The 25901-nt window shown below is 35.7% G+C and carries 28 protein-coding genes; 21 read left to right on the top strand and 7 right to left on the bottom strand.

Translation table 11 applies throughout. The features are described 5' to 3' along the window. Positions 1 to 291 precede the first annotated feature (291 nt). The 4 genes from B0E34_RS13230 (at position 292) to purF (ending at position 3971) form a co-directional block, all read left to right on the top strand. Positions 292 to 897 (top strand): SatD family protein, encoded by a 606-nt coding sequence (locus B0E34_RS13230; protein ID WP_076390244.1) that lies wholly within the window; start codon positions 292 to 294, stop codon positions 895 to 897. Between the two features lie 2 nt (positions 898 to 899). Next, a complete protein-coding gene (locus tag B0E34_RS13235) occupies positions 900 to 1595 on the top strand; it encodes a DUF3307 domain-containing protein (RefSeq protein WP_087710134.1) in 696 nt (231 codons plus the stop codon). Positions 1596 to 1624: 29 nt separating this feature from the next. After that, positions 1625 to 2344 (top strand): phosphoribosylaminoimidazolesuccinocarboxamide synthase, encoded by a 720-nt coding sequence (gene purC, locus B0E34_RS13240; RefSeq protein ID WP_076390242.1) that lies wholly within the window; start codon positions 1625 to 1627, stop codon positions 2342 to 2344. Between the two features lie 127 nt (positions 2345 to 2471). Then, the gene (gene purF, locus B0E34_RS13245) at positions 2472 to 3971 is read left to right on the top strand and encodes an amidophosphoribosyltransferase (protein WP_087710136.1); all 1500 of its coding nucleotides are present in this window, start codon (positions 2472 to 2474) and stop codon (positions 3969 to 3971) included. Positions 3972 to 4043: 72 nt separating this feature from the next. Here the strand turns inward: purF and B0E34_RS13250 are convergent, their stop codons facing one another. The 4 genes from B0E34_RS13250 to aroB form a co-directional block, all read right to left on the bottom strand. Next, positions 4044 to 4622: a porin family protein gene (locus tag B0E34_RS13250; protein ID WP_087710138.1), complete on the bottom strand. Its 579-nt coding sequence runs from the start codon at positions 4620 to 4622 to the stop codon at positions 4044 to 4046. Between the two features lie 118 nt (positions 4623 to 4740). Beyond that, the gene (locus B0E34_RS13255) at positions 4741 to 5457 is read right to left on the bottom strand and encodes a porin family protein (protein ID WP_087710562.1); all 717 of its coding nucleotides are present in this window, start codon (positions 5455 to 5457) and stop codon (positions 4741 to 4743) included. 245 nt (positions 5458 to 5702) lie between these two features. Then, positions 5703 to 6386: a porin family protein gene (locus tag B0E34_RS13260; RefSeq protein ID WP_087710139.1), complete on the bottom strand. Its 684-nt coding sequence runs from the start codon at positions 6384 to 6386 to the stop codon at positions 5703 to 5705. Positions 6387 to 6655: 269 nt separating this feature from the next. Next, on the bottom strand, positions 6656 to 7708 hold the full coding sequence (aroB, locus tag B0E34_RS13265) for a 3-dehydroquinate synthase (RefSeq protein WP_087710141.1): 1053 nt from the start codon (positions 7706 to 7708) through the stop codon (positions 6656 to 6658). 103 nt (positions 7709 to 7811) lie between these two features. Between aroB and B0E34_RS13270 the strand changes: the two genes are divergently transcribed. Then, a complete protein-coding gene (locus B0E34_RS13270) occupies positions 7812 to 8957 on the top strand; it encodes a pseudouridine synthase (protein WP_228423076.1) in 1146 nt (381 codons plus the stop codon). Positions 8958 to 9540: 583 nt separating this feature from the next. On the opposite strand, the gene pncA is transcribed toward B0E34_RS13270, so the two are convergent. Continuing rightward, complete coding sequence (gene pncA, locus B0E34_RS13275) at positions 9541 to 10146, bottom strand: bifunctional nicotinamidase/pyrazinamidase (protein WP_087710143.1); 606 nt, start codon at positions 10144 to 10146, stop codon at positions 9541 to 9543. 299 nt (positions 10147 to 10445) lie between these two features. Here pncA and B0E34_RS13280 point away from each other — a divergent pair, with 299 nt between their 5' ends. The 15 genes from B0E34_RS13280 to B0E34_RS13350 all read left to right on the top strand — a co-directional run bounded on the left by B0E34_RS13280 (position 10446) and on the right by B0E34_RS13350 (position 23040). Then, the gene (locus tag B0E34_RS13280) at positions 10446 to 11588 is read left to right on the top strand and encodes a DEAD/DEAH box helicase (RefSeq protein WP_076390236.1); all 1143 of its coding nucleotides are present in this window, start codon (positions 10446 to 10448) and stop codon (positions 11586 to 11588) included. Between the two features lie 446 nt (positions 11589 to 12034). Then, positions 12035 to 12667 (top strand): hypothetical protein, encoded by a 633-nt coding sequence (locus B0E34_RS13285; RefSeq protein ID WP_087710145.1) that lies wholly within the window; start codon positions 12035 to 12037, stop codon positions 12665 to 12667. After that, positions 12615 to 13151 carry a YfiT family bacillithiol transferase gene (locus tag B0E34_RS13290; RefSeq protein WP_087710147.1) on the top strand — a complete coding sequence of 179 codons (537 nt, stop codon included), beginning with the start codon at positions 12615 to 12617 and terminating at the stop codon, positions 13149 to 13151. Before B0E34_RS13285 ends, B0E34_RS13290 begins: the two co-directional genes overlap by 53 nt. Next, the gene (locus B0E34_RS13295; protein WP_228423077.1) at positions 13145 to 13606 is read left to right on the top strand and encodes a DUF1569 domain-containing protein; all 462 of its coding nucleotides are present in this window, start codon (positions 13145 to 13147) and stop codon (positions 13604 to 13606) included. The genes B0E34_RS13290 and B0E34_RS13295 overlap by 7 nt, the downstream gene beginning before the upstream one ends. Then, positions 13603 to 13980, top strand: a complete 378-nt coding sequence (gene ytxJ, locus B0E34_RS13300) for a bacillithiol system redox-active protein YtxJ (RefSeq protein WP_087710148.1) — start codon at positions 13603 to 13605, stop codon at positions 13978 to 13980. The genes B0E34_RS13295 and ytxJ overlap by 4 nt, the downstream gene beginning before the upstream one ends. Continuing rightward, on the top strand, positions 13980 to 14576 hold the full coding sequence (locus B0E34_RS13305) for a Crp/Fnr family transcriptional regulator (RefSeq protein WP_076390232.1): 597 nt from the start codon (positions 13980 to 13982) through the stop codon (positions 14574 to 14576). The genes ytxJ and B0E34_RS13305 overlap by 1 nt, the downstream gene beginning before the upstream one ends. A gap of 401 nt (positions 14577 to 14977) precedes the next feature. Continuing rightward, positions 14978 to 15205: a hypothetical protein gene (locus tag B0E34_RS13310; RefSeq protein WP_087710150.1), complete on the top strand. Its 228-nt coding sequence runs from the start codon at positions 14978 to 14980 to the stop codon at positions 15203 to 15205. A gap of 212 nt (positions 15206 to 15417) precedes the next feature. Beyond that, positions 15418 to 15579, top strand: coding sequence for a hypothetical protein (locus tag B0E34_RS21350; RefSeq protein ID WP_165762987.1), 162 nt, complete (start codon positions 15418 to 15420; stop codon positions 15577 to 15579). A 138-nt stretch (positions 15580 to 15717) separates the two neighbouring features. Beyond that, entirely contained in the window at positions 15718 to 16332 is a 615-nt protein-coding gene (locus tag B0E34_RS13315) for a Crp/Fnr family transcriptional regulator (protein ID WP_228423078.1), read from the top strand. A 280-nt stretch (positions 16333 to 16612) separates the two neighbouring features. Then, entirely contained in the window at positions 16613 to 16864 is a 252-nt protein-coding gene (locus B0E34_RS13320) for a ferritin family protein (RefSeq protein WP_087710152.1), read from the top strand. Positions 16865 to 16892: 28 nt separating this feature from the next. After that, positions 16893 to 19028, top strand: a complete 2136-nt coding sequence (locus B0E34_RS13325) for a catalase (protein WP_087710154.1) — start codon at positions 16893 to 16895, stop codon at positions 19026 to 19028. Positions 19029 to 19087: 59 nt separating this feature from the next. After that, positions 19088 to 19588, top strand: a complete 501-nt coding sequence (locus tag B0E34_RS13330) for a CinA family protein (protein ID WP_076390227.1) — start codon at positions 19088 to 19090, stop codon at positions 19586 to 19588. Further along, positions 19588 to 20340: an SDR family oxidoreductase gene (locus tag B0E34_RS13335; protein WP_228423079.1), complete on the top strand. Its 753-nt coding sequence runs from the start codon at positions 19588 to 19590 to the stop codon at positions 20338 to 20340. Before B0E34_RS13330 ends, B0E34_RS13335 begins: the two co-directional genes overlap by 1 nt. 178 nt (positions 20341 to 20518) lie before the next feature. Then, positions 20519 to 21223 (top strand): phosphatase PAP2 family protein, encoded by a 705-nt coding sequence (locus tag B0E34_RS13340; RefSeq protein WP_228423080.1) that lies wholly within the window; start codon positions 20519 to 20521, stop codon positions 21221 to 21223. A gap of 791 nt (positions 21224 to 22014) precedes the next feature. After that, a complete protein-coding gene (locus B0E34_RS13350; protein WP_165762988.1) occupies positions 22015 to 23040 on the top strand; it encodes a T9SS type A sorting domain-containing protein in 1026 nt (341 codons plus the stop codon). 64 nt (positions 23041 to 23104) lie between these two features. On the opposite strand, the gene B0E34_RS13355 is transcribed toward B0E34_RS13350, so the two are convergent. Continuing rightward, positions 23105 to 23614 carry a pyridoxamine 5'-phosphate oxidase family protein gene (locus tag B0E34_RS13355; protein ID WP_087710160.1) on the bottom strand — a complete coding sequence of 170 codons (510 nt, stop codon included), beginning with the start codon at positions 23612 to 23614 and terminating at the stop codon, positions 23105 to 23107. Between the two features lie 138 nt (positions 23615 to 23752). Beyond that, positions 23753 to 24595, bottom strand: coding sequence for an NAD(P)-dependent oxidoreductase (locus B0E34_RS13360; protein WP_087710162.1), 843 nt, complete (start codon positions 24593 to 24595; stop codon positions 23753 to 23755). A 347-nt stretch (positions 24596 to 24942) separates the two neighbouring features. Between B0E34_RS13360 and B0E34_RS13365 the strand changes: the two genes are divergently transcribed. Beyond that, positions 24943 to 25584, top strand: coding sequence for a chloramphenicol acetyltransferase (locus tag B0E34_RS13365; RefSeq protein ID WP_087710163.1), 642 nt, complete (start codon positions 24943 to 24945; stop codon positions 25582 to 25584). Positions 25585 to 25901: the final 317 nt, after the last annotated feature.

Genomic DNA, 25901 nt, shown 5'->3' on the forward strand with positions numbered 1-25901 from the left:
GAAAATTTATTTTTTTTGAATAAAATCATGACAACAGAACACAAAAGTTACTTTTTGATTTAAAATAATCTTTTTAGTAAAATTATTTTTATTCTTTGAAATCTTATTTCTGTACACATTTTCAGTATGTTTTTACTTTTTTGCTGGTCAATTTCTTAAATTTTCTGTTAGAGATTGAAAAATGCAGTCAACTATAAGGTATAGATATAAGCAGAATCACTAATAATCATTATCTATAAGTGTTTCTGCTTATATTTTTTATTTATAAGTAATAATGCTTATATTTGCAGAATGATAGCGGTCATTACCGGAGATATTATAAATTCGCAGCACGCGGAAACAGAGGTTTGGATCACCAAGCTTAAAAATCTTCTCGAACATTGGGGAAGCGCTCCCGGTACATGGGAAATCTACAGAGGAGACGAATTTCAGTTCAAATGTAAGATAGATGAAGTATTCTGGCGTTTTCTCGCTATAAAATCACTTATAAAAAGTCAGGAAAATTTAGACGTAAGAATTGCCATTGGTATTGGTGAGGAAAATTTTTCATCTGAAAAAATCACCGAATCCAACGGAACGGCTTATGTACATTCCGGAAGACTGTTGAACGATCTTAAAAATGACGGACATACCGTTTCCATTAAAACATCTAATGATTCCGTAGACCGGGACCTTAATATTCTGCTGAAATGGTCTTCTAAGGATTTTGATTCCTGGACGGTTGCCAATGCAGAAATTATTCATGAGATGATTATGAATAAAGACATCACGCAGGAAGATCTTGCGAAAAAGTTTGCCATCTCACAATCTTCTGTAAGCCAGAGACTGAAGCGTGCAAACTATGAACTGATCGTAGAAACCAATCAATATTTCAGAAAAAAAATATCCGAACTGTAAGCATGGTTTTTATTCAGCTCATATTGGCGCATTTATTTGGAGACTTTATTCTTCAGCCAAATTCATGGGTTGCAGAGAAGGAAAGCAAAAAACTGAAAAGCAGATATTTGTACCTTCATGTTCTCATCCACACCATTCTGAGTTTTATTTTCCTCTGGAATACCGAATTTTGGTGGATCGCCGTTCTGGTTGGAGCTTCACATTTCATTATAGATGCTGCGAAGCTTAGTTTTCAGACCGTAAAATCTAAAAAATCATGGTTTTTTATCGATCAGGCTTTGCATATTGTGGTGATCGCAGGAGTTTCCTTTTATTTCAATGAATTTAATTTTGACTTTTTAAAAAATCAGGAAATTTTAAAAATCATCATGGCAGCTTTGTTTTTAACGACACCGGCTTCCATTTTTATCAAGATATTATTGTCTTCGTGGACTCCGGTTCCCGAAACTCAGAATAACATACAAACCGAATCTTTATCGAGTGCCGGAAAATATATCGGGATCTTAGAACGTTTATTGGTTTTCACCTTTATTGTAGTTAATCATTGGGAAGGCGTAGGTTTTATGGTTGCTGCAAAATCTGTTTTCAGATTCAGTGATCTTGCTCAGGCAAAGCAGAGAAAGTTAACCGAATACGTTCTCATCGGAACCCTTCTGAGCTTTGGAATGGCAGTTTTAACAGGAATTTTAATTAAGTAATATAAATCTAATAAAAGTAATTTTAGAAAATGGAAAAGAAAGAAATGTTGTACGAAGGTAAGGCAAAACAGGTTTTTGCAACCGATAATCCTAATGAAGTAGTGGTACGTTTCAAAGACGATGCCACTGCATTTAATGCTCAGAAAAGAGGATCCGTAGATCTTAAAGGAGAGATGAACAACGCGATCACGACTCTTATTTTTGAATATCTGAATGAAAAAGGGATTAAGACTCATTTCATTAAACAACTGAACGAAAGAGAGCAGTTGGTAAGAAAAGTATCCATCATTCCTTTGGAAATGGTGGTAAGAAACTATTCGGCAGGAAGTATGGCGCAGAGACTGGGAGTGGAAGAAGGAATTAAATCTCCGGTTACCATCTTCGATATCTGCTACAAAAAAGACGAATTGGGAGATCCGCTAATTAACGATCACCACGCAGTATTCTTAGGAGCTGCAACGTATGAGGAGCTTGATGAAATGTATGAATTAACTTCAGACATCAATGAAATCTTAATCGATCTTTTCGATAAAATGAACATCATCTTAGTAGATTTCAAAATTGAATTAGGAAAAACGGCAGACGGCGAGATAATCCTTGCAGACGAAATTTCTCCGGATACGTGCAGACTTTGGGACAAAGATACGATGAAGAAGCTGGATAAGGACAGATTCAGAAGAGATCTTGGTGAAGTTACAGAAGCTTACGTTGAGATCTATAACAGACTGAAAACGGTACTTGCTAAATAATTACTAAGGCAGAAGGCAGAAGCCAGAAGTTGGAAGCTGGAAGTTTATCTGAATAGGCAATGGTTTTGTTGTGAATTTCAGACTTCGAGCTCCCGGCTTCCACCATCAAAATTTAGAAAAAATAGAAATGAAAAGTTTAGACATTCATAAAAGTGAATATTTAAAACAATTTGAAACCCAAACCTACGGAAGAAATCTCTTCAGAACGCAGGAAGAAGAAAAATTAGACGCTCCGAACGAGGAGTGCGGAATCTTCGGAATGTATTCTGATAATGATCTGGATACGTTTTCTCTTTCACAGTTCGGTCTTTTTGCATTACAGCACAGAGGTCAGGAAGCTTGTGGTATTTCTGTTCTTAAAAACGGAAAAATTACCAATATGAAAGATGAAGGTCTGGTTTTGGATGTTTATAAAGAGATCAACGATCCTGAAACTTTTATGGGAAATTCTGCGATCGGACACACGCGTTATACGACTGCAGGAGACAAAAAGAAATATAATTTTCAGCCGTTTTTCGCGAAAAACGAATACGACCAGATTATTCTTTCGATTGCACACAACGGTAACTTAACCAATGCCAAAGAACTGAAAACAGAACTGGAAGCAGAAGGAGTTGTGTTCAGAGCAACGTCCGATTCTGAGGTTATTTTAAGATTGATTCAGAAAAATCTTGATTTGGGACTTCGAGGAGCCATTAAAGCAACCATGGAAAAAATTGAAGGTGCTTATTCGGTTGTCGGGATGACGAGAAATAAATTCTTTGCGTTCAGAGATTTCAACGGAATCCGTCCTTTGGTTTTGGGAGCAATTAATGAAAATTCTTACGTGGTAGCTTCAGAATCTGTGGCTTTAGATGCAGTAGGAGCGCAATACGTGCGAGATATTTTACCGGGAGAAATTATTTATACCAATGAAAACGAACCCGGAAAACTTCATTCTTACATGGTGGATGAAGAAAAAGGAAAGCAGAGAATCTGTTCTTTTGAATATATTTATTTTGCAAGACCCGATTCTACTTTAGAAAATATTAATGTGTACGAAATCAGGGAAAAATCAGGAGAAAAAATCTGGCATCAGGCTCCCGTGGAAGCAGATGTTGTGATTGGAGTTCCGGATTCCGGAGTTCCGGCTGCCATTGGTTTTTCCAAGGCTTCGGGAATTCCTTTCCGTCCGGTTTTAATTAAAAACAGATACATCGGAAGAAGTTTCATTGTACCGACTCAGGAAATGAGAGAAAGGGTAGTGAACCTGAAATTAAATCCGATTATTTCCGAGATTAAAGATAAAAGAGTAGTGATTATTGATGATTCCATTGTACGTGGAACCACTTCAAAAAGACTCGTTAAGATTCTTAAAGATGCAGGAGTGAAGGAAATTCATTTCAGAAGCGTTTCTCCGCCGATTATCGCTCCTTGTTATCTGGGAATCGATACGCCGTCGAAAGACGATCTGATTTCTGCCAATATGTCTACGGAAGAACTTAGAGATTACTTAGGAGTAGATTCTCTTGAATTCTTAAGCGTTGAAAATCTGAAAGAAATTTTAGGCTCTGCCAATCACTGTTTCGGGTGTTTCACGGAAGAATATCCTGTAGGAAAAGGAGAGGAAGTAGAATTATTCAATTAAAATATTTCCATAAAAAAGAAAATGTCAGACTTAAATTTTTAAGTCTGACATTTTTTATTGTGTTTAAGTTACTTAGAATTTATACGCTACACCAAACTGGAAAACGCCGTTTCTTACTGCATCACCTGTATTGTTTTCTGCGATATCCGTAAGTCCTGCAACATATCTTGCCGTAATTCCGAATTTCTGCTCAAAATAATAACCTGCTCCAAGACCTAAACCAAGATCAAAACCTTTGAAAGCCTGATCTACATCTACAGAACCTCCGTCACCTTTTAATTTTTGGCTGATTGCAAAACTGAATTGAGGACCAGCTTCAACATATAAATCCGGAAGAACATTGTACTGTACCATTACAGGAACTGAAATATAATCCAGATTAAGCTTTACAGAAGAATAAGTTTTGTCTTTAGCACCCATTCCGTTATACAAAACTTCCGGCTGTACGCTGAAAGAACTTGCTACAGGAATGTTTGCAAAGAAACCTCCGTAGAATCCTGCTTTTGCCTTAGAATCGTTATCGTTAATAGAAGATACGTTAAGTCCCGCTTTTACTCCGAATTTTACCGGTGAAGCTGAAGCTGCTGCTTTTTCCTGTGCGAATGAAAATGTACCTGCTGTAATCGCAAGTCCTAGAAAAATCTTTTTCATAGTCTATTAATTTTTATGAATGTTTATTATTAAAGTGCTGCAAATTTAATAAAAAGAAAAAGATCAGGCCTCATGATGAAACCTGATCTTTGTTATGAAATCAAAAATTGTTTTTTATTTAAAACTTATAGTTCAGCCCTAACTGAAATGATCTGTTTGTGTTTACATTTTTCTGAGCATCGGTTACTGCATCAGAATTGTTGTAAATGTGGGTAAGACTGTTTACATATCTCGCATTAATGCCCAGATTACGGGTGAAATAATATCCCAGACCGACTCCAAAACCTAAATTGAACTTTTTAATATCGTCTTTGTTAATGCTTTCTGAAGCTGATAAAGTCTGTGTAGTGGTTGTTCCCGCAGTGGTTGTGGCAATAGTCTGTTCACCTTTGTTTTTACCGTCTACAAAATAACTTACTTCCGGACCTGCTTCTACATAAAAATTATCGGTAGGTTTCATCTGAAGCATTACCGGTACGGAAATGTAGTTCAGCGTAGTACTGTAATCCTGCTTTGTTCTTACCGTTGTAGTTCCTGTGGTAACTTCCGAATCGGAAAGTACACTTTTTGCACCCATCTGGTTGTATAAAACTTCCGGCTGTAATGCAAACTTTTCAGATAATGGTACATTTACGAAAACACCTGCATTAAATCCTATTTTCTGGTTTTTGGCTGTAAGTTCCTGTTCGCTGAATTGGGAAGCGGTTGCCGCTCCTTTAATACCAAATCTTACAGGCTCCTTCATTTTCACCGGTGGGGTAGCTGTTGTTTTTACTTCCTGTGCAAACACAAATACTCCTCCTGTTACTGCCATTGCTAGAAATAACTTTTTCATAATTTTACATTTAAATTTTACTACTTTTTTGTTTCCTGAAATTTTCATTCAGGTAACAGTTATTTTACAAAATGCTTGCCAAATAAAGGATTTTCCGATATTGAAATGTTAATAATTCACAATTTTTAGAGTGAATTATTATGTATTGAATGGTATTTTATTATCCAATCAAAAGGTCAGGCTTCATGATGAAACCTGACCTTTTTATGTATTGAAATCAAAATTGTTTTTACTGAATCAGCTTCTTAGAATTTGTAAGCTAAACCAACCTGGAATGTGTTGTTTCTTGTTGCATCAGAACCGCTTGGTCTGTCTTTAGCAACGTCTGTTACACCCGCAACGTATCTTGCAGTAATACCAAGGTTATCTGTGAAATAATATCCTGCTCCTAAACCGATACCGAAGTTAAATGTGTTCAGGTTGTCTTTATTGATATCATCTGTATAGCTTGCAGAAGAAGTTGTTGTTCCTGAAGCATTGGTTACTGTTGTAGTTCTGTCTCCTTTATTTTTTGCGCTTACCAGGAATCCGAATTCCGGACCTGCTTCAACGTAAAAGTTTGGAACAAAGTTATACTGGAACATTACCGGTACAGCGATGTAATCTAAGTGAGTTGAAAAAGACTCAACGTTTCTAGTTGTTGTACCTAATGCAGTAAATTCGTCTGTGCTTTTTACTTTAGCTCCGTACTGAGAATATAAAACCTCCGGCTGAACACTGAATGAACTTGCTAAAGGAATGTTTGCAAAAACACCTGCGTTAAATCCGATTTTAGATTTTTGATCTTCAAGACTTGCATCTTTAGAAAGAGAAGCTACGTTCATCCCACCTTTGATACCAAATCTTACCGGGCTTGAAGATGAACCTGTTGTCTGAGCGAATGCTAATGAACCAGCTGTAAGTGCTACTCCTAAAATTAACTTTTTCATAACTTTAATTTTTTAATTTTTACTATTTCTAATTTTAAATTTTACTACTGTCAATTTTTCAGTTTGACGGAGAGTATCTTTCAAATTGCTTGCCAAAAAATAAATTATGATAAATGTCATATAGAAATCCGCCTGTAAAAACAAACGGATTTTATTTTAATATTTTGGTTTTCAGAAATTTAATTTTTCAATTAAACATTTGTTTAGAAATAATCTAAATTCTGAATTATGCTTAAAATAAGTTAGGTTTTTATCAGAATTTTCAGAAATTAAAGAGAAACATCATTCAGTTTTCTGTAAAAATCTAAAGAAGCCGTGATGTTTTTCAGGCTGCACTGATGATCGAAATTACACGCTCCGATTTCGGTAAGCAGGGAAAAATTAATTTTACTGTCAGCATTTTTCTTGTCATTAAGTAAAAGACCGAAAATATCTTCGTCTTTGAAATCGCTGATATCAAGGTAAGGATAATATTTTTGAATGCTTTCGATAATAATCATAGTGTCTTCTTCAGAAATTAAACCTTCAAGATAAGCAAGATGCGCTTCCGTAATCATTCCCATAGCAACTGCCTCGCCATGAAGAATAGGGTTACCCTGACTTAAGCACAGGCTTTCTACGGCATGACCGATCGTATGACCGAAATTGAGCGTTTTCCTGATATTTTTCTCGTGAAAATCTTCCTGAACAACATTCTGTTTAATATCCATCGACGTCTGAATATGCGGAATTACGCCTTCAATATCCAGTTTATTAATTTGGGTGAGATTTTCCCAGTGAGATTTATCGGCAATTAATCCGTGTTTCAGCATTTCGGCAAATCCGCTTCTTAATTCTTTGAAGGGAAGGGTTTCAAGAAATTTAGGATAAACAAAGATTTTCTCAGGAAAAGTAAAAGTTCCCACCATGTTTTTATAATGCATCAGATCGATCCCTGTTTTTCCCCCGATGGAAGCATCACACATCGATAAAAGTGTCGTCGGAATATTAATAAACTGAATTCCTCTTTTATAAGTAGACGCTACAAAACCGCCCATATCCGTAATAACGCCGCCGCCGAGATTAATAACCAGAGCTTTTCGGTCTGCCTGCATTTCTGTGAGAATTTCCCAAAGCTGGTTCGCCGTCTGTATATTCTTCATTTCTTCACCTGCTTCAATCTCCAGAATTTCAAAGCCAAGATCCGTTTCCATATTTCCTAAAAGGATTGGGAGACAATATTCATGCGTATTTTCATCAACCAGAATAAAGATTTTGCTGAAAGATTTTTCGTGTAAGAAGTCGTTTAATTGAGAAAAATTATCGTTTAATATTGTTATCATTTTCAGATTTTCTGTAGGGTTAAATGTAAAACTATATTGCAAAGTTATGATTCTTAATTTTTAACTCGTTATTAAATATACTATCTTTGCAGAAATTTTTAGAATGAGCAGAGATAACAATAATTCAGAACGACCAAAGAGACCAAGAATTTCAACTAAGAAAAATTCTGATAATTCTCGTGCTTCCAGATCTGGAAATTCTTCAGAATCAAAACCTTTTAAAAAATCTTTCCCGAAAGCAGGAGAAAGAAATTCAGACTCGAAGAGAAGCGGTACGAGCTATCAGGACAGAATGGATAAGAAATACGGGAAGACAGAAAAAGAACCTTTCATAACCAGTTCAGGGGAAGAAAAAAAATCTTTCGGAAAATCTGCACCGAAAAGAGGCGGAAGCAGAACCAATACTTTTGATACAAGAGATAAATACGAAAGAGGCAGCCTGAAATACGGAAGAAGACCCGGAACAGAAAACAGAGAAGATAAGAATAAATCTTTTGTACAGAAGAGAAGACTGAATAAAATTGAGAAAGATGTACATAAAGACACGATTCGTCTGAATAAATACATCGCCAATTCCGGAATCTGCAGCAGGAGAGAAGCCGATGAGCTGATCACGCAAGGTCTGGTGGAAGTGAACGGAAAAGTGGTAACAGAAATGGGATATCAGGTTCAGAAAACGGATAAAGTGGTTTTCGACGGACAGAATATTACCCCTGAAAAACCGGTTTACGTTCTTCTTAACAAACCGAAAGGGTATATTTCTACTACAAAAGACGACAAAGCCAGAAAAACAGTAATGGATCTTGTAGCAAACGCTTCACCGTACAGAGTTTTTCCGGTAGGAAGATTAGACCGTTCTACAACAGGTGTTATTCTTTTAACGAACGATGGTCACATGACGAAGAAATTAACGCACCCGTCTTTTGATGCAAAGAAAATTTATCATGTAACATTGGATAAAAAGCTTACGCACGAGGACATGAAGCTTATCGCGGAAGGAATCCGTCTGGATGAAGGAGTTGCCGAAGTAGATCAGATTTCATTCATTGAAGGAAAACCGAAAAATGAAGTGGGAATCGAAATCCACATTGGATGGAACCGTGTTATCAGAAGAATTTTCCAGAGATTAGGATATGAAGTGGAAGCCTTAGACCGAGTAATGTTTGCCGGATTAACGAAGAAAAACATCAAGCGAGGACACTGGAGAATCCTTACAGAGCAGGAAGTGAATAATCTTAAAATGCTTTAATTTTGAAGTAAATTTTAAGCTAAAAATAAAAAGACGTTGAATTTTTTTCAGCGTCTTTTTTTTGCTTTAACACGAATGCCACGAATGCTTTTTCACAAATAGCACAATGAGTTTATTTAAACTTTTGTATCACTAAAATATTCTTGTTAGAAAGCGCAAAGACACAAGATTTTTATTCGTTCTCCAATCTTTAAGACGCTTTTCAAGAAGGATTAATGCTTAATTTTATCGTATATAAAATTTTTGCGCCTTAAGAAAAGACCGTATTTAAAGAATATTTTGCGTCTTTGCGATAGTTATATTAAAGTTGTTTAAAGTAAAATGGTAGAAAACTCTATAGAGTTTTATCTGTGTAGACACCATATTCGCAAGGCATTCTGCGTTCCGTAGGAACGCTATCTTTAGAAAATGTATCGTATTTAAGATATCAATCCTATGGATTGATTGACGGATTTATTCTTATTTCTACACAGATTCTGCTCCTAAAGGAGTAAACTCTTTTACTTTAAACAACTTCATTATTAAGTTTAATATTAAATTGTACTATTTGTGAAAAAGCATTCGTGCAATTTGTATTTAAAAACTAACCTAAAACCGTAACCCCTTTCTGAATCATATCATAAATGGCATCTCTTCCATTATCCGGCTTTACATTTACGGCACGTGTTCCGTTGAAGTGAAGACAGGTTACATAACCATTGGCCACAGCATCGGTGCAGGTATATTTTACGCAGTAATCCATAGCAAGACCTACGATTTCCACCAACTGGATGTCATGAAACTTTAAAAAATCGTCCAGACCTGTTTTCATGAAATGATTATTGTCCTGAAAACCGCTATAGCTGTCGATTTCTACATTTTTACCCTTTTGTACGATGTGGGTTACTTTCTCTCTGTTAAGATCTTTATGGAATTCTGCCCCGAAAGTTCCCTGAATACAGTGATCCGGCCACATAAACTGCGGAACCCCATTTAAAATAATGCTTTCGCCTACTTTTCTGCCATTATTGCTGGCAAAACTTTTATGATCTGCAGGATGCCAGTCTTGGGTAAGTACTATCTGATCGTATTCGTTTTCTTCCATCAGAGCATTGATGTAAGGAATTACTTCATTAGCTCCCGGAACTGCCAAAGCTCCGCCTTCACAAAAATCATTCTGCACATCTACGATTATTAACGCTTTTTTCATATTTAAAATCTCGAAATTTTTGATAAATCTACGAATTCTTAGCTTCAAAAAATTGTCCAAAACAGAATTATCGGACAAATCGGCATTTCGTTTAATAATTTTTTGACAGAGGATTGATTTATTTTTGGTAATCGCAAAGTTGCTACCTGTTTTTAACAGTTATGTCGTTTTTAGTGGCAAGAACATCAATAATTTTCAACTGTTTTTATCGTAGATAAATCCTTGCGTGTTTGGGATTGCCAACAAATAAGCGTAAAACCAAATTCTAATAACTTATCTTTGCAAAAATTAAATTTTTTATGTCATTTGAATCTTTAGGATTATCGCACAATATTATTCGTTCCGTTAAAAAACTGGGGTATCTGAAACCTTTCCCCATTCAAGAGCAGGCTGTTCCCGTTATTTTGCAGGGAAAAGATCTGATGGGAATTGCACAGACCGGTTCGGGAAAGACAGCTTGTTTTGTGATGCCTATTTTAGAAAAACTGCAAAACACGGAGGTTAAAAAAGACCGTAATGTTCAGGTTCTTATATTAGTTCCTACCCGTGAACTGGCGATTCAGATTGATGAGGTTTTCAGGGCTTTTACAGACAATTTGAAGCGTGAAGTTCGTACCATGGCAGTTTATGGCGGTGTTTCCATCAATCCGCAGATGAAAGGATTATTCGGGGTTGAAGTTCTCATCGCTACGCCCGGTCGTTTATTGGATCTGATCGATCATAATGCGTTGAGCATTTCCGGAATTCAGCATCTGGTGATTGATGAGGCGGATAAAATGTTTCAATTAGGCTTTGGTGAAGAGATGAATAAGCTTTTCGCAATGATGCCTGTTGCCAGACAGACAACTTTGTTTTCTGCCACTTTGAATGATAAAGTTTCTGAGATGAAAGAGCGTTTATCCATCAATCCGACGATTGTTGAGATTAAAAAAGAGGAAGTTGAAATAGACAATATCGAACAGTTGGCTTATCATGTGGCTCCGGAAAATAAAGGGCCGTTTTTACGCTATTTAATCAAAGAAAAAAAGGTGGAGAAAGCTTTGATTTTCGTCTCTTCAACAAGGGCAGCAGATAATCTGGTTGAAAAATTAAAGAAAAACAAAATAAAAGCGGTTGCCATTCACAGTCAGAAATCGCAGGGAGCACGAAGAAATAATCTGGAAGAATTTAAATCGAACGGAGCTCAGATTTTGGTTGCAACAGACCTGATCGGTCGTGGAATCCACATAGAATCTTTGCCATGCGTCATTAATTACGAATTGCCGCGTTCGCCTTTGGATTACATTCACAGAATCGGAAGAACAGGACGTGCCAATGAAAAGGGAACGGCGATTACTATTTTAACGGATGACGAATTGCAGCATTTCCGGGTAATCCAAAAGAAAATGGGAAGGAAAGTGACTCTACAGAGAACGGAGGATGTTAATCTGCACGGTTATTAATAAAATACAGGGCTTCAATTTTAAAATTGAGGCTTTTTTTATTTAACCACAAAAGCGAATGACAAAGCTAAGTTCAAGACAATAAAAGTGCTCAAAAGTAAAAGATCAAAGATTTTTAAAAAATGTTGTGCTCATTTCTTCTTACGCTTGTTAACTTTTAATAAAGACCCAAATCTTTTGTCTTATTTGTCATTTTGAGCGCAATGAAGTGAAGCCGAAAGATTTCAAATCATAACGTTTTAAGAGATTCTTCATTGCATAATGCTGCGAAAAATTCCATTCAGAATGACAGAGGGATTTTACTGCAAAAGATCGCATAAGAAGAAAATCAAAGATTTTCATTGGTTAATTCTTTTTCATATTCAATTTTCTTTAAATTTTAATAAATTTACAAAAACTAATATTCAAAAAAAGTCTGAACAATAATTTCAGAAAAATCGGCATTTATGAAAGAATTTACCATTGTTCGCGGATTGTTGGATAACCGGAAAAGATCATTAATTATTGACGATAATTGTATAAAATTTGAAAATAAAGATCAAAACAATGATTTATTTACGATTATTAACAAGGAAGATATTGCCGGAATTCGCTATGGTATTCATTTTATAAGAGGTTTGAAGTTTTATATTGGCAGAGAATATTTAATTTTTATCCAAAATAAATCGGGAAGGGAACTTAAAATTAATTTCAAGCTTTTTTACAGAAGAAAATTAGCCGAAAAGCATCAGTTATATTGCGATATTATTGATGAATTGTGGGATAAGTTTATTCGAGATATTACAAGTAATTATTATTTAAAATTTAAGAATAAAGAAAAATTCAGTGTTTCAGGAATTGAAATTGCTGAAGACAGAATCAGATTTAATAAGACAGAAATTTTGTTTGAAGATCTGGAATTAAAACAATATCACCATCATTTTATGATTTTCTCAAGAGAGGACAATTATAAAAACAGAATGTTATACTACTTAAAAGATAAAGACGCTGTTATTCTGTTTAGCGTATTAAAAACTATAAATAAAGATGAACACCTTAGAACAAAAGAAATATCCGATAGGACAGTTTCAGGAATCTGAAAATATCTGCGACATTAAGCTTGATGAATATATCAAAGTCATTAAAGATTTTCCGGGAAGACTTAAAAATCTTATAGAACATTTCAGTGATGAACAGTTGGATACCCAATACAGGGAAGGAGGATGGACGGTGAGACAGGTTGTTAATCATTTGGCAGACAGTCATATCAACAGTTTTACGCGCCTGAAACTCGCTCTTACGGAAGAAAATCCGACGATAAGGCCTTATGACGAAGCAAAATGGGCAGAACTTCAGGACAGTCTTACGATGCCGGTAAAACCTGCCATGAGAATGCTGAAAGGAACACACCAGAGATGGACTGTTTTACTGAAAAGCATGACCAACAAACAGTTTGAAAGAACTTTTCATCATCCGGAACACAATAAAAACTATAATTTGAGAAGTTATCTTGCGCTGTACGCATGGCACTGTAATCATCATTTTACGCACATCGAAAATCTGAAGAAAGAAAAAGGTTGGTAAAGAAAAGTCTCCATAATCCTGAAGATTTTAAGGAAATTATAAACAGAATTTCATGCCTGAAAGAAAATTCGCCAAAAAAATGGGGAAAAATGACTGTCAGTCAGATGATGAGGCATTGCAGTGATGTACTGTTGATTCCGCAGAAAAAATTACAGCTTCCTCCGGTGAATATGCTTTTTCGCGGGATAGGAATTTTCACAAAAATAGAAATGCAAATTTTTAATAACGGAATTCCCCGAAATATGCCGACTTTTCAAAAACTTATTGTTAATTTTGAGTGTGATTTTGATGCAGAAAAAAAGAACCTTCTGAAAACACTATGCGATTACCGTATTAATTTTGAAAACGGAAATTTACCCCGTCATCATGAGCTTTTCGGACGGATGAAAGAAAAAGACTGGGGATTTTTAGAATATAAACATCTGGATCATCACTTAAAACAATTTAGTACATGAGTTTTTTTGATAAAATATTTGGCGGAAAAGAAGACGCTTCGGAGCAGAAATCGTTCTGGAAAAAGATAGAATCCGAGGAAGACCTTCAGAAAGCCGTTGAAAGTTCTTTTCAGCACAGGATTGCAATATTCAAGCATTCAACAAGTTGCTTCATCAGCAAAACCGTGTTGAGAAATTTTGAAAAAGAAATAGAAAATCTGGATCAGAAAATAGATTTATATTACTTAGATTTGTTGGCTCACAGACCGATTTCCAATAAGATTGCAGAAGATTTGGGAGTAACGCACCAGAGTCCGCAACTGATTGTGATAGAAAACGGAAAAGCCATTAATAACGCTTCACACCAGAGTATATCGGTAGACCAAATTATATAATGACGAATATCAATAATTATTTAGCAAGAGTTTTAAATGTTCCTTTAGAAAAAGTGAATATGTGCAGTCTGCATTATGAAGTAAAAAAAGTGCAGAAAAATCAGTTCCTTTTACAATACGGGGAAGTCTGCAGATATATTTATTTTGTAGAAAAAGGACTTTTGAAAATGTATTCCATCGATAAAAACGGGAAAGAACACATTATTCAGTTTGCGCCGGAAAGCTGGCTTACTTCAGACCGAAGCAGTCTTTATTTTAATGAAAAATCTGTTTACTATATTGAAGCCGTAGAAGATTCGGAAGTGCTTCTGCTGCATCCGGATTTCATCAACAAACTGATCGGAGAATTCCCCGACAGCCTCGAAAAAAGCGATATTCTTCTTCAGAAACATATTAAAAGTCTTCAGGATAGAATCAATTCCCTTCTTGCAGAAACTGCGGAAGAGCGCTATATGAAATTCATTAAAATGTATCCGGATCTGTTGCTGAGAGTTCCACAGTGGATGATCGCCTCTTATCTTGGCATTACTCCGGAAAGTCTGAGCCGCGTTAGAAAAGAACTCGCAAGAAAAAACTTCGTTCCGGACAGCAAATAATCTCCAAAATATCTCTTAGTTTAACCTGAGTTCGGGATAAGTCTTCTTAACCGCAAGGTTAAACAAAGAGATTCAATTATTAGGAATTCAGCTTTTAAGATGTACAAAGGCGTAAAACTTATCAAAGTAATACCATTTTCGTCTTTTTTAAATAAACGAAGTGCCTTTGTTTAGCTTACCCACTTTCAATAATTAAAAAAAATCTTTTGTTTTTCTTTGCGATAAATTAATATAATTCTATAAATCAATTATTTAAATTTATCTTATCCTGAACTTAGGTTAATTTATAATCATTCTCAGATCTCTGTTTGAGTATGCATTTTTGTTATGACCAAGGTCATAAACACTTAACATAATATTATCCTATTTTTGAAAGATCACACCACTTAAAATATAATATTATGAAATGTATCCTGTCAATTGCCCTTCTTGGGCTTCTTGTATGGAGTTGTCAGAAAAAAGAAAACTCAACAACTTCCGATTCCGATTCCGGCTATGATTCTGCCACGATAACGGATTCTTCTGTTAATGCAACCACAACAATGTCTAATGATTCCATTCCTTTGGCAGACAGTACAACGGTACGTTCCGCAGGAAAGAATGCAGACAGTACAAAAACGGCAAAATAAATTTCACATAATTAAATGAAAAACCCGTTTTCAGATTAAGAAGCGGGTTTAACTTGAGTAATGAATTTTTATTTTGAAGACAATATTTTTTATTGAGTATTCTTTAAACGTAAATAAATTTTGGGTGCGATTTTTGCATATATAAAATGTATTTCCAATTTTATTCCTACTGAGAATGCTTTATAATTAAAGAAATGTTAAAAATAATTTATATGATTATTAAAGAAGAAATTTTGCATTCGGTAGGAGCCAGTATCAAAGACTACAAACCTTCGGAAAGCAGATTTACCGAAGTAAGCCATCCCAATTATTATCATCACCTCATCAGAGGAAAGGTTAAACTCAGCACCGTTTATGAGACAACAGATGGCTGATCTTACTGGAAACTCCCGTCTAAACGAGTAAGTTCATGAGAGAAAACAGACTGTAAAAATCAGAAAACGGAAAATATTGTATTAAATATAGAATTTGTGGTCTTTTTTTTGTAGAAGAATTGTTAAAATTCTAAAAATATGAAAACTATAAGCTGCATGAATATTGATCCTGAATTATTATATACATTCGGAGCAGAAGATAGATTTTATAAAGCAAAGGAAATTATCTATAAAGAAGGAGACAATGCCTTTTATTACTATCAGATTGTAAAAGGAAAAGTAAAGCAGAACAGCTATAATGAAGAAGGCAAAGAGTTTATTCATAATATTTTAGGAGAAAAACAGAGTTTTGGAGATCCGATGCTTTTTCTGGAAAAATTCTATGTAATGAATTCAATCTGTATGACGGATGTAGAAATCATAAGGCTTGCAAAGAAAAACTTCATGGAACTTTTAGAAAAAAATCCGAAAATTTCTTTAGAAATGAATTCCTGCCTTTCACAAAGATTGTATTTTAAAGCGATCATGCTGCAGAATATGTCTTCCCAGAATCCTGCTGTAAGGCTGAAAGGTCTGCTGGATTATCTTAAAAGTTATCATGAAGGAGACTGCGAACAGTGTTTTCATGTAGATCTTACAAGACAGCAGATTGCCAATCTTACCGGATTACGCGTAGAAACGGTGATCAGAACCCTGAAAAAAATGGAAAAAGAAGGCAGTTTAAAAATAGAAAGCCGAAAAATTTTATATTAATCAGATCAATATGACTGAAGTCATAAAAACGATACATTTTCAGTCGTAGATTTATTATCTGTTTCACTTACATTACTTTGGATATTTACAGATCACACTTTCAAAGCGGATCTTGTAAATACTTTAAATCAAATTCAACATAAGAAAATAGCAGGAGCCTGAACTTTATCCGATCAGGATTAGGGGGAATGTTTAACTCATAATACTCTTCCGGATTACCTCTTTATTTGTGATTATGCAGAGAGGTAATCTTTAATGAACATCAAACACCAAAAAAATCATGGTAGCCAAAACCACAGATAATAAAGATAAAAGTAACGCCGCAGATCCATCATCTGCGTCGGAAAAAAGCAGACAGACAGAAAATAATGCTGTGAATGAAAATGAAATGGAGAATTCTTCGCTTCACAGGTTCTTTATTTCAGCAATAAAAGACATTTATTTTGCTGAAAATGCACTGATGGATGCTTCAGACCAAATGAAAAAGGAAGAACTAAAAGAAACTTCTAAAGATACACACAAGCCATCTTGAAAAAGATAAACCACAAAATAGTAAAATTATGAAAGACAAAAAAACGACGAATGATAAGCTGGATCAGCTCGCGTCGCACACCACATCAAATGACGATACAAAACTTACAACCAATCAGGGACTTAAAATAAATGATAACCAGAATTCCCTTACAGCAGGAGAAAGAGGAGCCACTTTACTGGAAGATTTTATTCTGAGAGAAAAAATTACCCACTTTGATCATGAAAGAATTCCTGAAAGAATTGTTCATGCACGCGGATCAGGAGCGCATGGCGTTTTTAGGCTGAAGAAAAGTCTTAAACAATATACAAAAGCTAAATTTTTAACAGAAACAGACAGAGAAACGCCGGTTTTCGTAAGATTTTCTACCGTTGCAGGAAGCAAAGGAAGTACAGATTTAGCTCGGGACGTAAGAGGCTTTGCCATAAAATTTTACACAGAAGAAGGAAACTACGATCTCGTAGGAAACAATATACCAGTTTTTTTCATTCAGGATGCCATTAAATTTCCGGATCTTGTACATGCCGTAAAGCCGGAACCGCACAATGAAATTCCTCAGGCTGCTTCTGCGCATGATACTTTCTGGGATTTTATTTCTCTGATGCCCGAAAGTATGCACATGATTATGTGGGTGATGAGCGACAGAGCCATCCCGAGAAGTTTCAGCAGAATGGAAGGTTTTGGCGTTCATACCTTCAGATTTATTAACGATGAAGGAAAAGCCCATTTTGTAAAATTTCATTTCAAGCCAAAACTCGGCGTTCATTCCGTAGCCTGGGACGAAGCACAGAAAATTTCGGGAGTAGATCCGGATTTTCACAAAAGAGATCTTTGGGAATCTATCGAAAGCGGTAATTTTCCGGAATGGGATTTCGGAGTACAATTAATTCCCGAAGAAGACGAAGATAAATTTGATTTTGATCTTCTCGATCCTACGAAAATTATTCCAGAAGAAGAAGTTCCGGTAGAGATTTTCGGGACCTTAACATTAAACAGAAATCCGGATAATTTCTTTGCAGAAACAGAGCAGGTGGCTTTTCATCCGGGACATCTGGTTCCGGGGATCGATTTTTCCAACGATCCTCTTTTGCAGGGAAGGCTATTTTCCTACACAGATACACAGCTTTCAAGATTAGGTTCGCCCAATTTCCATGAAATTCCGATCAACAGATCTGTAAATCCCGTTCACAACAACCAGCGCGACGGACACATGAGACAGCAGATCGTAAAAGGAAAAGTAAGCTACGAACCCAATTCTATCGGAGGAGGATGTCCTTTTCAGGCAATGATGTCGGAAGGAGGATTTGCCTCACATCAGGAAAGAGTTTCAGGGACAAAAATAAGAGCCAGAAGCGAAAGTTTTGTAGATCATTATTCTCAGGCAAAATTATTTTACAACAGCCAGTCCGATTATGAAAAAACACACCTTCAGAACGCCCTGATTTTTGAACTGTCGAAAGTTACCATTCCGGAAATTCGGGAAAGAGTGGTCGGACAGCTTAATTTTATTGATAAATCTCTGGCGCAGACCGTTGCTTCAAAAGTTGGCGTTGAGGTAAAAGAACTGGAATTTCCAAACCAGAGTCTTCCGGCAGACAGCAACCCTGCAGACCTGCAAAGTGAGGAAAGAGAAGCCCATACAAGAGCTTCTGAAGCCTTGAGTATGGCAAATACTGTAAAAAATACCATACAGGGAAGAAAAATAGGCTTTATTGTTGCCAGTGGAGCAGATTTTGGCATTATAAATGATTTAAAAAATAAACTGGAAGATCAGAATGCAGTTGTAGAAATTATCGCACCAAGTTTGGCTCCGGTAAAGACAGACAAAGGAGATGCTTTAACACCGAAACATTCTCTTACAAGCACGGCAAGCGTATGTTTTGATGCCTTGTTTATCGGAGCGGGAGAAGAGGCAGCCAAAGAGCTTATGAACGCAGAAAACAAACACAAAGTGTTACAGTTCATCAATGAAGCATATCAACATTGCAAAGCAATTTATTTTGGGGAAGGCACAGAAGTAATTTATAAAAGCAGCAATGTCGCAGTGAAAAAGCATGAAGATCCTGCCATTGTAAACTGGGAAGATTCTGATCCCGACCATAAATTTACGGAAGCCATTGCCAACCACAGAGTATGGGAGCTTGAAGCTGAAAGAAATGCATAAATTTTAATCTGTACAAACAGAAATATTATACACCACAACCACTTAAAATAGTAAAGATTATGGAATTTCAAAAAAACCTCTTAGATTACATCAGTCAGTCGCTCATTACCGCTGATGAAACCATTTCTGTGGTAGAGAGCGTTACCTCCGGCTGTTTACAGCTTGCCTTTTCACAAATGCCCAATGCATCATTGTTTTATAAAGGCGGAATGACCACCTACACTTTACCCGAAAAAGTAAGACTGCTGAACGTAGATCAGGCCGAAGCCGAAGAATGCGACTGCGTGTCGGAAAATATTGCAGAAACAATGGCTTTAAATGTCGCCAAATTTTTCGAATCCGACTGGTCTATTGCGACAACGGGATATTGTACGCCGATCCGTAATTCCTCGTATAAGATTTTTGCCTACTTTTCTTTCTCGTACAAAGGAGAAATTGTACTGACTAAAAAACTGGAACTTCACCCGAAAACACAGGCACTGAATGCTCAGTTGTACTATACCGAATTTATTTTAGGCTGTTTTAAAAGTGAGATCAATCAGCTTTTAATTTTAAAATAATGAATGAATTGAAATTAGACAGTAAAACCGTCCTTATCACAGGAGCCGACAGCGGAATCGGAAAAGCTGTAGCTCTGCTTTTTGCTGAAGAAGGCGCAGATATTGCGATCATTTATCATTCGGATGAAAAAAATGCCCGCGAAGCAAAGTCAGAAATTGAAAATCTGGGCAGAAAATGCTCTGTTTTCAAAGGGGATATTAATGATTATGACTTCTGTGAAGAGGTAACCTCCAAAGTGGTTTCAGAATTTGGAAAGATTGATATTCTTGTGAACAATGCAGGAACGCAGTTTCCATCAAAAAGCCTCGAAGAACTCAAAGAAAAAAATATCCGGACAACATTCAATTCAAATATAATCGGTATGATTTTATTAACGAAAGTTGTTTTTCCGTATCTGAAAGAGGGGAGTTCCATTATTAATACGACTTCGGCAGCGGCGTATCAGGGACATCCTGAATTGTTGGATTATTCAGCAACGAAAGGTGCTATTGTTTCTTTTACAAGATCTTTGGCGTTACAGGCAAAACCCAAAGGAATCCGCGTGAATGCGGTTGCTCCGGGACCGGTAACAACACCTTTAACCAAAGAAACCTTTGATGAGGAAAAGGAGGATAAAAATAAGCCACCTTTTGAAAGAAATGCTACGCCGGAAGAAATTGCCACCAGTTTTCTTTTTCTGGCAAGTAAAGAGGCAGCTCAGTTTACAGGACAGGTTTTTCATCCCAATGGAGGAATCGTTGTTAATGGATAAAGCATTATCTTATTTAAAATAATCAATTTAGCCCATGCATTTTTGTGTGGGTTATTTTTATTTAGCTTGGATAAGAATTAAGCTTAGTTTTAAATTTTTGAATTAGTACTATCTGTAATTCCTTTATATTTGAGAGAAAATACAAATCTATTTTTTTGACCATTAAATCATTTGTCTTATGAGAAAATTCTTTGCAGGATTGTTTTTAGTTGTAAGTAGTTTTCAATCTATCTACGCTCAGGAAACAGACAGTCTGCAGTTTAAAGACAATGCAGATTCTGTAATGGTTTTGAAAAGCCTTCCTAAAGATAAGATCCATCAGTTCAGCTATAAAAAACTGATTATTCCTACTGTATTAATTTCTTACGGAATTGCCAGTCTGAGTATTGACGAACTAAAAACACTGAATTCTTCCACACAATACGAAATTAGCGAACATAAGCCGGATCATATCAAACTCGATAATTACACCCAGTTTGCTCCCGCAGTTTTGGTTTACGGACTCAATGCTTTCGGAGTAAAAGGAAAACATAATTTCCGTGAGAGAAGCATTATCTACGGAACTTCCATGATGATCACTTCTGCCATCACTATTCCGCTGAAACACGCCGTAAAAGAAGAAAGACCGGATCATTCCAACAGGCTTTCTTTTCCTTCCGGACACACAGCCATTGCATTTGCATCGGCGCAGTTTATGTTCAGGGAATATAAAGACCACAATCTTTTGCTGGGAATTTCAGGATATTCTCTGGCGGTTTTTACAGGAGTGTACAGAATGCTGAACGATAAACACTGGTTCGGAGACGTAATCGGTGGCGCAGGATTCGGGATTTTATCTACCGAACTGGCGTACTGGGGTTTAATGGTCAAAAATAGTTGGTGAAATTCTTCGCAACGCTTATTATTACTAATGATACAGTAAGTTTATTGAACTTTGTTTCAATAAACTTTTTTTGTAGCTGAAAATTCAAAAAATATCGTTGTTGGAGTTTCAAAAAGTATGGATGTGATTTTTTTTGGAAAGCAAAACAGTAAGCGTTGTTCGTAAAAGGTTTTAAGCCATAGTGCTATTCCAATAATTTGAAAAAAAGGATGGCAAAAGCCATCCTCTAAACTATTGTTTACAGCGTTGATTGTATTGCTGATGAGTTGCTCCTCAGCATTGCTCATTTCCTCTTCCAATCAACAGCCAAATATTACGAATTATTTTTGTGAAAAACACCAACTATTTTTGACCACATTACCCGTACTGGCTTTATCCGAAAATCAATAAACTGTTAGGCGGAAATCCGGAAAAATCTCAGGCAATGATGATGCCTTACTATCAGAAAGGAAATGTAGGAATAGGATTTGTGAAGAATTTTTAACTGTAAAAAAAACAGTGAATGCTCAGTTGTTAATTTTAAATTAATAATTTGACGTAAAAACAAGATAAACAAATTAATAAAATAATTTTGCAAATTTCAATGATTGTAGGTTTTCTTAATAATAAAATTCAATTATTCATTGTTTTTATTATGATAAGAATATTAAAAATTCATAAATATTTAAAAATATGATAAATTTAAATATATTTGTAGAATTAAAAAAGTAGAATTTAAAGGAAGGAATTATCTGCCTTTAATCTCTTTTTTTTATTTGTCTGCACATTATACTAATTTTAAAATAACACGCATGAAAAGAAAAGACTTTCTAAAAAGTATCGGTATCGTAGGAGCATCTGTTCCGTTAATGGCATTCACCGGTAAGAATATTATGGAAGACATCATGGATGAACCTTCTAATCAGGATCTTTTATCCTGTACTGCAACAGCTTCGGAAACGGCAGGTCCGTATCCTACACCAAGCAGTGTAAGTACTTCTACCTTAGTAAGAACAAATATTACCGAAGGAACACAAACCGGTATTGCGCTTACTCTTACGATAACTGTTCTGAATACCAATAACAATTGCCTTGCAGTAGGATCGGGATACCGTGTAGATATCTGGCATTGTAACAAAAGAGGATATTATTCCGCTTATTCCGGACAGCCGGGAATTGACGGAACACAGAACACTACTGGACAAACCTGGCTTCGCGGTATTCAGTATACCAATGCAAACGGACAGGTAACCTTTACATCTATCTATCCGGGATGGTATACTCCCCGCGCTACACATATCCATGTGCAGATCTATGATGCTTCCAACAACCTTTTACTGACAACCCAGCTTGCGTTTCCCGATGCAATCAATACAACAGTAAATACTTATTATGCGACTAGCGGAACAAATTCTGTTACAAACACAAATGATATGGTTTTTAGTGATTCTTATGCTTCTGAACTTATGACCGTTTCGGGAAGTACTTCAGCAGGTTATACAGCAACCGCAAATATTTTTGTAGCAGGAACACTGGGAGTGGATGATGTAAGTTTTGAGACTGGAGGTCAGTTCAGCAATCTTACCATTTCGCCCAATCCTATAGCGGATGAAGCAAAAGTAAGCTTTAATCTTATTCAGACTTCCGGCGTAAGTGCAGAGATTTTAGATGTATCCGGCAGAATTGTTAAAAAAATAGACAAAACCAATTTTTCAAGAGGTAAAAATGAGCTGAAATTAGATTTTTCATCATTACAGCCCGGAAATTATATTCTCGTGTTTACCGTATCCAATATTAACGGTGAATTTTCGCAAAGTAAAAAATTTATTAAAAAATAATCAAAAAATACCAATTAAAAAGCAGCTCTCATAAAGCTGCTTTTTGTTTTTGTATAGAAAGTAATTATACTTTTGCTGTCCCCTCAACGCCATCAGAATTATCGGTCGTATTTCCTGTAATCGCTGCCGCTACAAAGTTGAAAAGACTCACCAGTTTTCCGGCTTTCGTATTCCAGTAATAGGTTTCTTTCGGTTCTACACGGATGATGGATACATTCGGATCATCTTTTCCTTCCTCAAACCATGCTTTTGCCATGGGCGACCATTTGTCTTCAATCGTCGATTTGTCTTTGTAGATAGTAGCATCTCCGTAAACCGAAAGATATTGATAATCAGAATTATTCATGAAAAATAACTGAACTCTTTTATCGTCTCTTATTTCAAAATTTTTGTTGCTTGTATCTCCGCTGATGAACCATAAATTTCCTTCGTCATCGGTTTCCTGAAGCGACATTGGTCGGGAATTGATCGGAAGTTTATCCAGTTCTGTACAAAACATACAGATTCTTGCATTTTCAGATAATTCCTTGATTTTTTTAACCGCTTCTGTGTGGGTAAGATTTTCTGTTGACATAATATTATATTTTAGTGATTGATTTTCTGTTAAAACTGAATTTTAATTACTCTTGTTTATTCAAAAACCCGACCACAATTGAAAAATTCAACATAAAAATAATTGAAGACGATATATTTTCAGAAGATTTTTGTTGGATTATTTTTTCAGATAATTAATGATTCCGATCACATCATCCTTTCCAAAACCTTCATCATGAGCAGATTGGTAGGTTTTAATTAAAGCTTCAGACAGCGGAAAATCTGCCCCTGCATTTTTAGCCAAAAGAATATCTTTCAGCATCAGATCCAAAGCAAAAGCGGGATCGTAATTTTCTTCTGTTAAAAGCGGCGTTTTTACTTTGGTAGCGCCACTCCCGCTTGCACTTTCATTAATGATTTCAAGCATATCTTTACGGTCGATTCCCAGTTTATCCGAAAACAGCACCGTTTCTGCAAGTCCCTGATAAATCGCTGAAAGAAAATAATTAACCGAAAGCTTCGCGGCAATTCCTTTTCCGTTTTCTCCCAAATGTTTAATGGTTTTTCCAAGCTTTTGCAGGTAAGGTTCGGCTCTTTTAAGATCTTTTTCCTCGCCACCAGCCATAATCAGTAATGTTCCTTCTGCAGCAGGTTTTGTACTTCCCGCAACCGGAGCATCGATAAAACCGGCTTCTTTTATTTTTACCGCACTCGAAATTTCCCCCGTCATTTCAGGCGAAATCGTACTCATATCTATAAAAAGCTTTTCCGAAATATCAAGTGAAAGAATTTTCTGATAAACATCTTTCACTGCGGCATCGTTCGTAAGCATGGTGAAAATAATATCGCTGTTTTTTATCACATCCTCAACGGTATCGCAAACAACAGATTTTTCTTTAAAATCTTCCGCTTTTTCGGGCGTTCTGTTATAAACCGACAGTGTAATTCCTGCTTTTTCTAAATTTTTTGCCATCGGATGTCCCATATTTCCTAATCCGATAAATCCTATTTTTTCTTTCATTTCCAATCGTTTTACTGAAAAACTTGTTTAAACTTTTTTACTGCCAAAGATGCAAAAGATTGTAACACTTTAGTTGTTTAAGTTGAATATCTAAATGAAAAAAGAGCACATAAGTTAAGAAAAATCAAAGATTTTCTCTCTTAGCAGACTTTTGAAACACTTAAATTAAATCCAATAAAGTCTTTTAAATCTTTTGAAGTTAAATTTAAAATTAGTTTATACAAACTTTAAATAATAATTTGTTTTTTTACTGCAAATCCTGTACAAAAATACGTTGCAGACTACATTTATTTCTTCAGAACTTTTATAATTGATAAAACTTACAGACATTTGCAAAAAATAGAGTAGTGAAGATTATAGATATTGAAAGCTGGAACAGGAAGGAGCATTTCGAATTTTTTTCTAAAATGAAAAGCCCTTATTTCGGATTTACTTCTGAAGTAGACTGTACCAAAGCTTATGATGAGGCGAAAAAAAATAAACAGTCGTTTTTTGCGGCATATCTTTACAGATCTATGATTGCCGTAAACTCTGTAAATGCCCTGAAACTGAGAATTGTAAATGATGAGGTGATTTTATATGATGAGGTTCATGTGGGAAGCACGATTGGCAGAGAAGACGGAACTTTTGGATTTTCATTCTTTCATTTTTCTGAAGATTTTGATATTTTCAATGAAAGACTTCAGGAACAGGTAAAAAACGTACAAAATTCTACAGGACTGGGAATCAGCAATGATGGTTTGCCTATCAATCATATCCGACATACATCCATTCCGTGGACATCTTTCAGCGCACTGCTGCATCCTACAAATTTTGATCCTAAAGAATGCATTCCTAAAATCGCCTTCGGAAAATTCAGTATCAGAGAAGGAAAGAAGTTTCTTCCGGTTTCTATAGAAGCGCATCACGGTTTGGCAGACGGTCTCCATCTCGCGCAATATTTTGAAGAATTCCAGAAACAACTGAATCTGGGATTAAGTACATTTTAAAATTCCATTTTATACTTTGCTTTTTTTTCATACGTCCCTGAAGCGATATTTTTTATTGCTTTAGAATGGTATTGGTGACAATGAACCTTGTATTTCATTTGTATTGATCGTAATCATAAAAAAAGATGACAAAAACTTCTAGATTTGTTCTCAGATAATTGAAATATCAGAAAAAGATCCCGAAAAATAAGGCAACAGCAGAAATAACGTGGTATGTATGTGGTATTTTTATTATGTAAAATTTTAATCATTTTTTCTTTCTTTGTCTTTGGTTAAAATCTTAATCGTTGTTTTTACGATATTATTTTAAGCATAAA

The organism is Chryseobacterium mucoviscidosis, assembly GCF_002177115.1.
In the GTDB taxonomy this organism is placed as follows: Bacteria; Bacteroidota; Bacteroidia; order Flavobacteriales; family Weeksellaceae; genus Chryseobacterium; species Chryseobacterium mucoviscidosis.

Coding starts and splice junctions, on each gene's coding strand:
- B0E34_RS13230 (WP_076390244.1), top strand. CDS start 292: ATGATAGCGGTCATTACCGGAGATATTATAAATTCGCAGCACGCGGAA.
- B0E34_RS13235 (WP_087710134.1), top strand. CDS start 900: ATGGTTTTTATTCAGCTCATATTGGCGCATTTATTTGGAGACTTTATT.
- purC (WP_076390242.1), top strand. CDS start 1,625: ATGGAAAAGAAAGAAATGTTGTACGAAGGTAAGGCAAAACAGGTTTTT.
- purF (WP_087710136.1), top strand. CDS start 2,472: ATGAAAAGTTTAGACATTCATAAAAGTGAATATTTAAAACAATTTGAA.
- B0E34_RS13250 (WP_087710138.1), bottom strand. CDS start 4,622: ATGAAAAAGATTTTTCTAGGACTTGCGATTACAGCAGGTACATTTTCA.
- B0E34_RS13255 (WP_087710562.1), bottom strand. CDS start 5,457: ATGAAAAAGTTATTTCTAGCAATGGCAGTAACAGGAGGAGTATTTGTG.
- B0E34_RS13260 (WP_087710139.1), bottom strand. CDS start 6,386: ATGAAAAAGTTAATTTTAGGAGTAGCACTTACAGCTGGTTCATTAGCA.
- aroB (WP_087710141.1), bottom strand. CDS start 7,708: ATGATAACAATATTAAACGATAATTTTTCTCAATTAAACGACTTCTTA.
- B0E34_RS13270 (WP_228423076.1), top strand. CDS start 7,812: ATGAGCAGAGATAACAATAATTCAGAACGACCAAAGAGACCAAGAATT.
- pncA (WP_087710143.1), bottom strand. CDS start 10,146: ATGAAAAAAGCGTTAATAATCGTAGATGTGCAGAATGATTTTTGTGAA.
- B0E34_RS13280 (WP_076390236.1), top strand. CDS start 10,446: ATGTCATTTGAATCTTTAGGATTATCGCACAATATTATTCGTTCCGTT.
- B0E34_RS13285 (WP_087710145.1), top strand. CDS start 12,035: ATGAAAGAATTTACCATTGTTCGCGGATTGTTGGATAACCGGAAAAGA.
- B0E34_RS13290 (WP_087710147.1), top strand. CDS start 12,615: ATGAACACCTTAGAACAAAAGAAATATCCGATAGGACAGTTTCAGGAA.
- ytxJ (WP_087710148.1), top strand. CDS start 13,603: ATGAGTTTTTTTGATAAAATATTTGGCGGAAAAGAAGACGCTTCGGAG.
- B0E34_RS13305 (WP_076390232.1), top strand. CDS start 13,980: ATGACGAATATCAATAATTATTTAGCAAGAGTTTTAAATGTTCCTTTA.
- B0E34_RS13310 (WP_087710150.1), top strand. CDS start 14,978: ATGAAATGTATCCTGTCAATTGCCCTTCTTGGGCTTCTTGTATGGAGT.
- B0E34_RS21350 (WP_165762987.1), top strand. CDS start 15,418: ATGATTATTAAAGAAGAAATTTTGCATTCGGTAGGAGCCAGTATCAAA.
- B0E34_RS13315 (WP_228423078.1), top strand. CDS start 15,718: ATGAAAACTATAAGCTGCATGAATATTGATCCTGAATTATTATATACA.
- B0E34_RS13320 (WP_087710152.1), top strand. CDS start 16,613: ATGGTAGCCAAAACCACAGATAATAAAGATAAAAGTAACGCCGCAGAT.
- B0E34_RS13325 (WP_087710154.1), top strand. CDS start 16,893: ATGAAAGACAAAAAAACGACGAATGATAAGCTGGATCAGCTCGCGTCG.
- B0E34_RS13330 (WP_076390227.1), top strand. CDS start 19,088: ATGGAATTTCAAAAAAACCTCTTAGATTACATCAGTCAGTCGCTCATT.
- B0E34_RS13335 (WP_228423079.1), top strand. CDS start 19,588: ATGAATGAATTGAAATTAGACAGTAAAACCGTCCTTATCACAGGAGCC.
- B0E34_RS13340 (WP_228423080.1), top strand. CDS start 20,519: ATGAGAAAATTCTTTGCAGGATTGTTTTTAGTTGTAAGTAGTTTTCAA.
- B0E34_RS13350 (WP_165762988.1), top strand. CDS start 22,015: ATGAAAAGAAAAGACTTTCTAAAAAGTATCGGTATCGTAGGAGCATCT.
- B0E34_RS13355 (WP_087710160.1), bottom strand. CDS start 23,614: ATGTCAACAGAAAATCTTACCCACACAGAAGCGGTTAAAAAAATCAAG.
- B0E34_RS13360 (WP_087710162.1), bottom strand. CDS start 24,595: ATGAAAGAAAAAATAGGATTTATCGGATTAGGAAATATGGGACATCCG.